The 10716-nt window shown below is 54.8% G+C and carries 13 protein-coding genes and 1 tRNA gene; 4 read left to right on the forward strand and 10 right to left on the reverse strand.

All coding sequences use genetic code 11. The features are described from left to right. The first annotated feature begins 59 nt into the window (after positions 1-59). Positions 60-935: a DUF4384 domain-containing protein gene (locus IEY52_RS12830; protein WP_189003084.1), complete on the forward strand. Its 876-nt coding sequence runs from the start codon at positions 60-62 to the stop codon at positions 933-935. Here the strand turns inward: IEY52_RS12830 and IEY52_RS12835 are convergent. The 8 genes from IEY52_RS12835 to IEY52_RS12870 form a co-directional block, all read right to left on the reverse strand. Then, entirely contained in the window at positions 911-2323 is a 1413-nt protein-coding gene (locus IEY52_RS12835) for an FAD-dependent oxidoreductase (RefSeq protein WP_189003085.1), read from the reverse strand. The two genes, IEY52_RS12830 and IEY52_RS12835, sit on opposite strands and share 25 nt — an antisense overlap. Positions 2324-2481: 158 nt before the next feature. Then, positions 2482-2619, reverse strand: coding sequence for a hypothetical protein (locus IEY52_RS12840; RefSeq protein WP_189003086.1), 138 nt, complete (start codon positions 2617-2619; stop codon positions 2482-2484). 183 nt (positions 2620-2802) lie between these two features. Further along, a tRNA-Ile gene (locus IEY52_RS12845) sits at positions 2803-2879 on the reverse strand. Positions 2880-2944: 65 nt separating this feature from the next. Next, positions 2945-4105 (reverse strand): deoxyguanosinetriphosphate triphosphohydrolase, encoded by a 1161-nt coding sequence (locus tag IEY52_RS12850; protein WP_189003087.1) that lies wholly within the window; start codon positions 4103-4105, stop codon positions 2945-2947. Between the two features lie 74 nt (positions 4106-4179). Further along, positions 4180-5142, reverse strand: a complete 963-nt coding sequence (gene pfkA / locus IEY52_RS12855) for a 6-phosphofructokinase (protein WP_189003088.1) — start codon at positions 5140-5142, stop codon at positions 4180-4182. Positions 5143-5181: 39 nt separating this feature from the next. Then, a complete protein-coding gene (gene rsmI / locus IEY52_RS12860; protein WP_189003089.1) occupies positions 5182-6003 on the reverse strand; it encodes a 16S rRNA (cytidine(1402)-2'-O)-methyltransferase in 822 nt (273 codons plus the stop codon). 63 nt (positions 6004-6066) lie between these two features. After that, positions 6067-6276 carry a hypothetical protein gene (locus IEY52_RS12865; RefSeq protein WP_189003090.1) on the reverse strand — a complete coding sequence of 70 codons (210 nt, stop codon included), beginning with the start codon at positions 6274-6276 and terminating at the stop codon, positions 6067-6069. Further along, positions 6273-6686, reverse strand: coding sequence for a hypothetical protein (locus IEY52_RS12870; protein WP_189003091.1), 414 nt, complete (start codon positions 6684-6686; stop codon positions 6273-6275). Before IEY52_RS12870 ends, IEY52_RS12865 begins: the two co-directional genes overlap by 4 nt. Before the next feature lie 112 nt (positions 6687-6798). Between IEY52_RS12870 and IEY52_RS12875 the strand changes: the two genes are divergently transcribed. From IEY52_RS12875 to IEY52_RS12885, 3 genes are all read left to right on the forward strand, one after another. Next, positions 6799-7233, forward strand: coding sequence for a 23S rRNA (pseudouridine(1915)-N(3))-methyltransferase RlmH (locus IEY52_RS12875; protein ID WP_189003092.1), 435 nt, complete (start codon positions 6799-6801; stop codon positions 7231-7233). 133 nt (positions 7234-7366) lie between these two features. Beyond that, positions 7367-9034, forward strand: a complete 1668-nt coding sequence (locus IEY52_RS12880) for a long-chain fatty acid--CoA ligase (protein ID WP_189003093.1) — start codon at positions 7367-7369, stop codon at positions 9032-9034. 109 nt (positions 9035-9143) lie between these two features. After that, positions 9144-9965, forward strand: coding sequence for a metalloenzyme domain protein (locus tag IEY52_RS12885; RefSeq protein ID WP_189003094.1), 822 nt, complete (start codon positions 9144-9146; stop codon positions 9963-9965). On the opposite strand, the gene IEY52_RS12890 is transcribed toward IEY52_RS12885, so the two are convergent. Both IEY52_RS12890 and IEY52_RS26705 read right to left on the reverse strand, forming a co-directional pair. Beyond that, positions 9945-10277: a hypothetical protein gene (locus IEY52_RS12890; protein WP_189003095.1), complete on the reverse strand. Its 333-nt coding sequence runs from the start codon at positions 10275-10277 to the stop codon at positions 9945-9947. The two genes, IEY52_RS12885 and IEY52_RS12890, sit on opposite strands and share 21 nt — an antisense overlap. Before the next feature lie 205 nt (positions 10278-10482). After that, the coding region (locus IEY52_RS26705) for a hypothetical protein (protein ID WP_229684776.1) at positions 10483-10716 on the reverse strand (234 nt) is incomplete at its 5' end.

Raw genomic sequence — 10716 nt, forward strand, 5'->3', positions numbered from 1 at the left:
TTAAGAAATGAAAAGGTTTTTTTCACCGTCAGATCTGCCTGACTCTGTACGCTAAGGACATGAAACGCCATGCTGCAACTTTAAGCACACTTCTTCTGGGTTTTGCCCTTGCTGCTCCCCAGGTGAGCCCCCAGCGCATCATCGTCAACCCCGTTCCCACCAACCTGGAAGTCAGTGTCTGGCTGGACAAGAGCGGAACCAATCCTGCATACACCCCCGGTGAGAAAATCAAGATTTTCACCCGGATCAATCAGGACGCTTACGTTTACCTGTTCAATGTGGACCCGGATGGTCGGGTGGACATGATCCTTCCCAACAAATACGCAGGTGGAGGCAACTTCATCAAGGCCAATGTCACCAAGACCTTCCCAGACAGGAACGATCCTTTTGAATATGAGATCACTGCACCTTACGGAACCAACAAGGTGCTGGCCCTGGCCAGCAAAACCCAGCTCAATGTGAACGACATTGCCCGCTTTCAGTCGGGCCAGAGCAATGGTTTTGCCCAGAGCAATGTGCAGGGTCAAGAGCAACTGGCCCAGAAGCTTTCCATCATTGTGAAACCCATCCCGCAGGACAACTGGATCACTGCAACCACGCTGTACAAAGTGGTGGGCGGTGTGGTTGCTCCACCTCCAGCCCCTTCTTATGGTGATGTACACCTCAGCAACTATCCTGGTGCACGGGTCAGCGTGCAGAGCAAGAAAAATGACCGTCTGGTGCTGGACTTTACCACTGCAGATGAAACCGATTCGGTGTGGGACTTTTACCAGCATGACCTGGAAAATCAGGGCTACCGTCTGGTCAGCCTGAACCAGAAAAAGAACGATGTGGATGCCCGATTCACCCGCAAAGGTGGGCAGGAAGACGACACCATCACCGTCAAACTCAAATTCAAGAACAAAGGACGTTACAGTCTGGAACTGCGCTGGTAAAGCGGTACAGCCTGACTGGAAACCTTCTGGCCCCTGAGCAGCACCCGCCACAACACCCTGGGATGAAACAGGGCCTGTGGCGGGTCAATCATGTTTAAAACCCGGTAAAAAGCCTCGGCCACCTCTTCGCTGCGGGTGGCTGCCTGTTGCATGCGAACCAGATAACGTTGCAAAACGCGGTCCATGGGAGAGATGGTGTGCTCAGGAAAGAAACGGCTGTCTTCCAGCTCCACCATGCTCCAGGCGGTTTTGAGGACAGGCTGAATTCTTTTGAAGAACCAGCGCCACAAATCCCGCAAATCCCCCTGGCTTTCGGAAAGACAGTCATGCAGATGTTGCGCTTCCAGCACGCCCACGGTGATGCCCTGTCCATAGGTGGGATTGAAGCTGCACAGGGCATCTCCCATCACCAGCAAACCTCTGGGAAAGGTTTTCAATTTTTCAAAGTGTTTTCTGATGCTGCTGGGGATCAGGTGGCGCAGGGGGTCGGTCAGGGGTTCTGCAGTCAGCAACACCTGATGCAGGTCAGGAACAGGCAGGGACTGGGCAAATTTGAGGATGCCTTCCGGGGTGGGTTCAGGATGGTCAGAACACCATCCCGCCAGGGTGACACTCCATTGATCATCCTCAATGGGCAAGGCCATGCCAGCGCGGGTCTCTGCCGGTGCTGCCGGCGTGATCACCAGGGCCTGTCCTTTCAGGGGATCAGGAGAAGGAAACCGGTACCTGCAGGTGACGTACCCCACTTTGGCCGGGATTTCCGATTCTTTAGGAGCGACAAAACCCAGTTGAACCAACCACTGTTTGACATGGGAACCCCGACCAGAGCAGTCGATGACCAGCTGGGCAGACAACTCCTGTTCTCCCTGGGGGGTTTGAACTTTCAGTCCATGGATGGCCTGTTCTCTGGGTGATGCCTCTGAAAGCAACCCCAGCACCTTGTGGGCAGGCAGCAATTGCACATTCTGCAGTTTTTCCACCTGTTTTCTGAGGGTGGTTTCCAGCAGGGCCCTGCTGCAGGAGAGGGCAGACACCCCGGTGCGCATGTTGCGTTTCCAGCCTCCCCACTGGTACCAGTGGGCATAGGTTCCAATGTCGGTTTTGTGGGCTCCTTGCTGCAGCATTTCCCGCTCAAGGTCTGGAAACAGCTCAGTGAGCTGCTGAAAGCCCTGACCCAGCAAAACATGCGATTGCAAATATTGTGGAACACCCCTGCGGATTGTTTCATCCAGGGGATCTTTTTCCAGAATCAAAACACGTTCAAAAAATTCACTCAATACACGGGCAGCGCATAAACCACTGAAACTGGCACCAATCACCACAGCCTGCTTTAAACCCTGGGCCTGAAACGTGCCCATTTGTGAAGTGCTGGCCTGCGATGCGGGCATCAGAAACCCCATCCCATCAAAAATAAATACAGCTGCATTTTTTCAGTTTACTGTGCCACAAGCGTAAGTCCTGTGGTTTTCAGCACATCGGGATTTCCCTTATTCCAATCTGAAAAAACATCAACCCTGAAACATAACCTTTAAAACCCCCAGGTGTTTCAGGGCTGGTGGTGATGGGTGGGAGGATGGGCATCCAGATGTTCAAAGATTTTTTCCAGCAATGAATACACCCCCATCACCATCAGGGAAAGCACAATTGCACAAATGATTGCAAACACCAGGGCGGTGATCAGCATGCTGCCCTCCTTTTCTCAATGAATGAGATCAGTTTAGCGCTGCTGGCTTATGTTGCGCTGAAAACATCTGAGAGAAATCTGAAAAACATGAGCGAATTGTTGGCGGGAACACCAACGCCGTGACCCAGCAGCCCCACAACAGAAAGCCGCGTCTTTTGGACGCGGCTTTCTGTTGTTCTGGTTTGGTGCGGAAGCCCAGACTTGAACTGGGGACCTCACGCTTATCAGGCGTGCGCTCTAACCAGCTGAGCTACTCCCGCACAAGGCGAAAGAAATAATAGCAGCTTATGTGCGAACTGTCAATTGGTCGGTTCCTCTGGGCGCATTAGTGCTCTCTGGGAGAGTACAGCTTGCTGTATTCATCCATGGCAAAACGGTCGGTCATGCCTGCAACGTAATCGCAAATGGTGCGTTCCAAACCCAGCAGAGGCACACAAGCCTGCACGTGCAGGGGAAGCAGCCTGGGGTGTTTCAGGTAGGCCGAAAACAACCCATCAATGAAATGCTCTGCCCTGAACGTCTGCTGGATTTTGCTGGGATGGTAATAAAGGTGCTGATACAGAAAAGCCTTCAATTCTGCCATGTGTTGTTGCATGGTCGGGCTGAAAGCCACCAGCACTCCGGGGTGATCCCGGATCTGCTGGGGACTTTGAATGTGGTTTTGCTGCAAGCGCTTTTCGGTTTCCTGCAGGATGTCGTTGATGATCCAGCCCAGCAACTCCCGGATCAGTCTTCTGCGGCTCAATTCACTGAGGGGGGTGGTGTCCAGTTGCAGTTTGTCGGTCAATTCTTGCCAGATGGGCAGGTTTTGCAGCAGGTGGGGCGTCAGGATGCCCGCTTTGAGGCCATCATCGAGGTCATGGGTGTTGTAGGCCACACCATCTGCGATGGCTGCAATCTGGGCTTCCAGGCCAGGCCGGAACTGGGGTTCAAAGGGAGCTGCAAAAGCTGGAAAGCGTTCTGCATCTGCATCGTGCTTGACCATGCCTTCCAGGGTTTCCCAGCTCAGGTTCAGTCCAGAAAAATCCTGGTAGCGCTTCTCCAGTTCTGTGACAATGCGAAAAGCCTGCTCGTTGTGGTTGAAGCTTCCAGCGTTTCTGGACTTCATCCAGTGGTCGAGCTGGTGTTCCCCGGCATGACCAAAAGGCGGATGACCCAGGTCATGGGACAGGGCAATGGTCTCGGTGAGGGTTTCGTTGACGCCAAGGGCCACCGCCATGGACCGTGCCACCTGGGCCACTTCCAGCGTGTGGGTGAGTCGGGTGCGGTAATAATCCCCCTCGTGGTTCACAAACACCTGGGTCTTGTACTCCAGCCGACGGAAAGCGGTGGTGTGCAAAATGCGGTCCCGGTCTTTCTGAAAGGGAAGGCGGTGCTCGCTTTCTGGCTCGGGATGGAGCCTGCCTCTGGTGTGCAAATTCAATGTGGCATAAGGGAGCAGGGCCTGCTGTTCCTGCTGCATGAGTTGAAGTCTTGAAAGCAACATGCCTTCATTCTGGACCAAAAGACCAGCAAAAAACCTCCTGAAACACACAGGAGGTCTGAAGAACGTTTGTGGGATTACACAGAAAGGGTTTTGACACAGCTTCTCAGGTGTGCGTTGACATCTTTGCGTTTTTCCCAGGTGTCGGCCAGAGGGGTGTGGGAGATGTCGTGGTTGGTGACCCCGATCATCACATCGTTTTTGCCTTCCACCAGCGCCTGCACAGCTGCTTCTCCCAGACGGGAAGCCAAAATGCGGTCTTCGGCTTTGGGGCTGCCTCCACGTTGCACGTGACCCAGAATGGTCAATCTGGATTCAAAACCTGCAGCTTCGATGGCATCTTGCACGCCCTGACCACCACCAGGATAACCCTCGGCAACAATCACAAAGCTGGATTTCTTGCCTTTGGCTTCGCTTTCTTTGAGGGTGTGGATCACCTCTTCAATGGGGGTAGGGTGCTCGGGAAGCAGCACTTCCTCTGCACCGGAAGCGATACCAACGTCAAGGGCAATGAAGCCAGCGTGGCGTCCCATCACTTCCACCACAAAAATCCGCTCGTGGCTGGCTCCGGTGTCCCGCAGCTTGTCAATGCAGTCCAGGGCCGTGTCCACCGCTGTGAAGTATCCGATGGTGTAATCGGTTCCGTACAGGTCGTTGTCGATGGTGCCAGGCAAGCCCACCACTTTGAATCCGTGTTCGGTGTGCAGGTAATGGGCACCGTGGAAACTGCCGTCTCCACCCACGCACACCAGACCGTCGATGTCCCATTTTTTCAGTTGCTCGGCAGCTTTTGCACGCCCTTCAGGGTTGCGGAACTCTTTGGAACGGGCGGTCAGCAGGATGGTGCCTCCGCGCTGGATGGTGTTGGCCACATCCCGGGGGCCGAGCAGCCGCATGTCGCCTTCAATCATGCCCTGATAGCCGCGCATGATGCCGACCACTTCAATTCCTTTTCCAGTGGCTGCACGCACCACAGCACGCACAGCCGCATTCATGCCAGGGGCGTCGCCCCCACTGGTAAACACAGCGATTCGTTTCATGTCTCTATCCCTCTTCCTGAATGCCCACGGCTTTGTCCTTCAGCTGGACGATTCACGCAACTCTAAGGCTACCATGTAAGCGTCATTCTTACGCAAACCTGCCTTGATGAGTTCGTCCCGCACCTCACGGGTGGAGAGGCCATCCTGATAGAGCTTGCGGGCCAGTTCCCGGAAATCCAGTCCTTGAGTGGGATCCTGGGCAGCGGCAGGGGAGAGCACCACCACAATCTCTCCCTTGATGCCCTTCTGGAAGTGATCCAGGGCCTGCTGCAAGCTGCCCCGGTAGGTTTCTTCAAATTTCTTGCTGAGCTCACGGGTGATGCTGACCTGACGTTCTGGACCACACAGCTTTTTGAGTTCCTCCAGGGTGTCCAGCAAACGGTGTGGGCTTTCATAGAAAGCACTGGTGTGGGTGCGTTCGATCATGGTCTGCACCCGGTTCTTGCGCTCAGAGCCAGAACGGGGCAAGAACCCCTCGAAGGTGAAAGGCTGGGTGGGCAGACCAGAAAGCACCAGGGCAGGAATCAATGCAGTGGGACCGGGCAGCACCTCAATGTGCCCTCCCAGGTTCAACACAATCTGAACCAGTTCTGCACCGGGATCGCTGATCCCAGGGGTGCCTGCATCGCTGACAAAAGCCAGCCTGGGATACTTTTCCAGCACCCCCTCTGCGCGGTCTCTGATGGTGTGCTGGTCCAGGCGGACCAGGGGCTTGTCGATGCCGAAGTGCTTCAGGAGGATGCCGGTGTGACGGGTGTCCTCGGCGGCAACGGCATCACAGTTTTTCAGGACCTCCAGGGCCCTGAGGGTGATGTCCGATAAATTGCCTACTGGCGTGGGAACAAGGGTGACATGAATCACCCTTACAGTCTAAAGGGTGATTTTGCCACCAGGTGAAGCAGAAGTTGAAATCAGAGGCTCAAGTCATTCCAGCGACAGCTTTTCAGCATAAATGGGCTGGGTCTTGATGCGAACTTTGGCACGTTTGTTGCGACGAATACGGAGTGCGTTGCTGATGGTGGCGCGCAACAGTTCTGCTTCGCCCACAGTGACAGTGACCACTGTGCCGTCGGGAAGTTTGACCCCTTCCAGAACGACCACGCCGTCCACCACCACGCCTTTGTAAGCCTTCACAATACTTCCTCCTGCGATCTCAGGGCTTGCAGTCGGGTCAGGATGGCCTGCCCGTCTTTGCCCTCGGACCTCTGCAACTCCAGATAACGCTGGTAAACGGCAATGGCCTCGCGGCGTTTGCCGACCCTGAGCAGCAATTCCCCCAGGTGTTCTCCTCCCACATAGTATGCACTGTCTGAGTTTGGACTTTGTGAGGTTTGTGCTTTTGCCTGCTCGATCTTGCTGACGGTGTTGCGGTACCTGGAAACCCGCATTCTGACCCACTGGGTCAGGAAAAGCAGGAACGCCAGCAGCACCACCGTGATCACAATGGTGGACCTGGCCACGCCAACGCTGTTCGCAATCCTCACCAGCACTGGAAAGGAAAACGCGAACACCATCACAAATGCCAGAACCGCCGCATAATTCATACTTCTCTGGTCAGTGTACTCCAAAAGCCTGAATTTCCAAAGGGGAGAACGGTATTTTTATTCACCAGAACAGGGTTTTTCCTGGCTTCTGTGCTTGTGCTAGGGTGAAGTCATGAGACTGCATTTCATCACGGTGGGAGAACCCCGCCTGGATTACGCGAAACGCGGCTGGGAGGAGTACCACCAGCGTCTGACCCGCTACCACAAATTGAAGACCACCCGCCTGAAAGACAGAGCAGATCCCACCCAGGACATCCTCAAAGCCACCGGAAACGCTTACCTGATGCTGCTGGACCCCAGAGGCAAGCAGTTCACCAGCGAGGAACTGTCCATGCATCTGGAACAGGTGGCGCTCTCTGGACATGGAGAGATGGCCCTGGTGATTGGCGGCCCCGATGGTCACAGCGATGAGCTGCGCAGCAAAGCCCATTTTTTGTGGAGCATGGGAAAACTCACCTTTCCACATGATCTGGCCATGGTGGTGATGCTCGAAGCCCTGTACCGGGCCAGCACCATCGCCAAAGGAGAACCTTACCATCGGGGGTAGGACCTGGAGACAAAACCTTGATGGGGGTGCAGCATGTGTCCGGGTTTGCCATTGCAGGCAGCCAGACTGATAAAATGGAACCAAGTTCAAAATTTCATCTTCGCTGCCCTTCACGGCAGACCTGGAGGTTTTCATGCACAGCACCATCATGCATTTTCCCCTGACCATCCCCCACATCCTGGACCGGGCCGAAAAGTATTTTGCAGACCGTGAGATCATCTCCCTGATCCCGGCAGGCATGAACGAAGCCGGACAGCCCATTCCGGGCAAACACCGCTACACCTATGCCCAGATGGTGGCACGGGCCAGACAGCTGGCCAATGCCCTGACTGCAGCAGGCATCCAGAAGGGAGACCGTGTGGCCACCTTTGCCGTGAACCACTTCCGGCACCTGGAAGCCTATTTTGGCATTCCCATCACGGGTGCTGTGCTGCACACCGTTAATGTCAGGCTGCATCCAGAGCAACTGGTCTACATCATCAACCATGCCCAGGACCGCATCCTGCTGATCGACAATGTGTTTGCAAGGCTGTTGCCAGCCTTGCTGCCCCACTGCCCCAGCATTGAAAAAGTGGTGATCATGGGTCCCACCCCCCAGCCCATCCCGGGAATGCTGGATTACGACCAGTGGATTGCAGACCAGCCCACCACCTTCACCCCTCCAGCCCTGGATGAGAACGATGCTGCAGGCATGTGCTACACCTCTGGAACCACCGGGCATCCCAAAGGGGTGGTGTATTCCCACCGTTCCACGTTGTTGCACAGCCTGGCTTCTGCTCTGCCTGATTCCCTCAACCTCAAGCGTTCAGATTCCCTGCTTCCTGTGGTGCCCATGTTTCACGTGAATGCCTGGGGTTTGCCTTACACCTCAACCATGGTGGGGGCCAAACAGGTTTTTGCTTCCATCTTCAGCGACGGGGCTTCGCTGGCAAAACTGCTGGCAGAGGAGAAGTGCACCCGCACAGCCGGGGTTCCCACCATCTGGATGGGTTTGCTGCAGGAGGTGGAAAGGGCCATTGCTGCAGGCACCCCTTACAACCTGAGCCAGCTGGAACTGCTGGTGGTGGGAGGAAGTGCCGCTCCCGAATCCCTGATCCGGGCCTGTGACCGGGTGGGCCTGCACCTTTTCCATGCCTGGGGCATGACCGAGACCCACCCACTGGGCACCTGCGCCTCCGTGCCTTCAGGCATCGAAATGGACAGCGATGAGGGCTATCACTTTCGGGCCAAACAGGGGATTCCTGTGCCTCTGGTGGATGTACGGGCTGTGGATGGGGATTTGCAAGATGTGCCTCATGATGGCAAAACCATGGGGGCACTTTTGATCCGGGGGGCCTGGGTGAGTGGCGAGTATTACAACAACCCGGAAGGCACCCGTGCCACCCAGGTGGAACTGGATGGCCAGCGGTGGTTTGACACCGGAGACATCGTCACCATTGATGAAAAAGGCTACATGAGCATTCAGGACCGCGCCAAGGACCTGATCAAGAGCGGAGGGGAATGGATTTCCAGTGTGGACCTGGAAAACGCCCTGATGGGCCATCCATCCCTTGCCGAAGCTGCAGTGATTGCAGCGCCCCACCCCAAATGGGAAGAGCGCCCTCTCGGGGTGCTGGTGGTCCGACCCGGCCATGACCAGCCTTCCAAAGAAGACCTGGATGCCTTCCTGATCGGGAAGTTTGCCAAATGGTGGTTGCCAGATGCTTACGTGTTTGTGCAGGAGATTCCCAGAACCACAGTCGGGAAATTCCTCAAACGCGCATTGCGGGATCAATTCAAGGACTTTAAACTGGAAGGGTAATGCCACTTTTCCCTTGTGTTTGCACAGCAGAAGACCTTTGGGTCCTCTGCTGTTTTTCTGTTGGTTTTGATGCCCTCCTGTTTCACGTGAAACATCAGAAGGCCCTCTGATGCCTGTGGTCTGGCTGTGTCTGGATGGGATTGGCCATCCCGAAGCTGCTCCAGTTGGAAGCTGCTGGGAGCAGGATTTGCCTGCTTTGTTGCCGCTGATCCAGGCTGGACAGAAAGTCGACGCCACCCTGGGTGTAGCAGGCTTGCCCCAATCTGGAACCGGACAGACCAGCATCATCACAGGCATCAATGGTGCAAAACACATGGACCGTCATTATGGACCTGTTCCTGGTCCTACCCTGAGGGCCGTGATCAGGGAGCATGGAACGCCAGGGCAACTGGTGCAGGCAGGAGGCAGTTTTAAACTGCTCAATTTCTATCCGTCCACCTACGCCCCTCCTGCAGGCAAGCATGGAGCCATTGTGCAGGCGGTACTGGATGCTGGAGAGGTGCGCAACCCAGCCGGTTTTCCCGGGATTCGCACCACCCTGGGACTGAATTTTGAGCCTCCGTATGCCCCTTATCTTTCATTGCAGGAAGTGAGACAGTGGGGAAGACAGGCAGCCCAGGCTGCAGAGCAGCTGGATCTGGTGTTGCTGGATTTGTGGTTCAGCGATTTTCTGGGGCATGCCCAGGATGTTATGGCTGCCAGAAATTACCTGCTGCATCTGAATGCTTTTCTGGAAGGTCTGCTGGAGCAGGAGGTCAAAATCATCATGACCTCAGACCACGGCAACATGGAAGACACCACCATCAAAACCCACACCTTTGCTCAGGTGCCGTTTGTCGCCCATGGATTTTCAGCAAGCCCAGTGAAGGACATTGCAGCGGCAGGAGCAGAAATCAAAAAACTGCTCGGGTTAACGAGCAGCCAGGGATGAAGCAGGGGTTCTCTTTCTTTTCTTGATGGGTTTGATGTACCCGTAGTGCTGGTAATACCCGTCCCGCTGGTTGACGGCATCATCTTCCAGGTCTTCCTGCAGCACCAGGGGAGGAGAGAGGTCCATGCTCTTGAGTCTCTGGATGATTCCAGAGGGAGTGGTTTTGCGGTTCTGGCTGTCATACAGAGGCGGGTCTTTGGAATCCAGCAGCTGAACCAGCAGATAATATTTCCGATCTTCCGGGTCCCAGCCACTGATCACAGCCACATCTCCGTGTTCTGGATGTTCGGTGGTGTAGATACGTGTACTCATGTCAGTGCTCCTGGAGGGCTAAACCTCGCTTTTTGAATTATAGCATATCTTATGTGGAAATTATGTCTACAGCTAATCTGGTGAGACTGTTCTTCAGAGGTGGGCTTGCTGCATCAGAACCACTTATATATGTAGACCTGCTGGAAGCCCTGTGAAACCAGGTGGATTTGTTCGTCTGGCTTAAGCAAAATCCATTGCTGTCTTTTCAGGGACATAAGCTTTCAGTATCAGCGGATTTCACAGGCAAATCGGTCAGATCTGCTATTTTTATACCAAGTCCAGATGTTTTGTTGTGGGGATTTGGTGCTTTGAAAACCCCGTGTGGCACGCATTCGATCGGGCAGCCAAAAACCCTGATCTGCAGGTGTTGACATAACCGGGTATCCGTAGTATTCTTTTCTTCGCCCGAGAGGAAGCAGCAATGCAGAAACGAAGGCGG

The sequence above is a fragment of the Deinococcus roseus genome (assembly GCF_014646895.1).
In the GTDB taxonomy this organism is placed as follows: Bacteria; Deinococcota; Deinococci; order Deinococcales; family Deinococcaceae; genus Deinococcus_C; species Deinococcus_C roseus.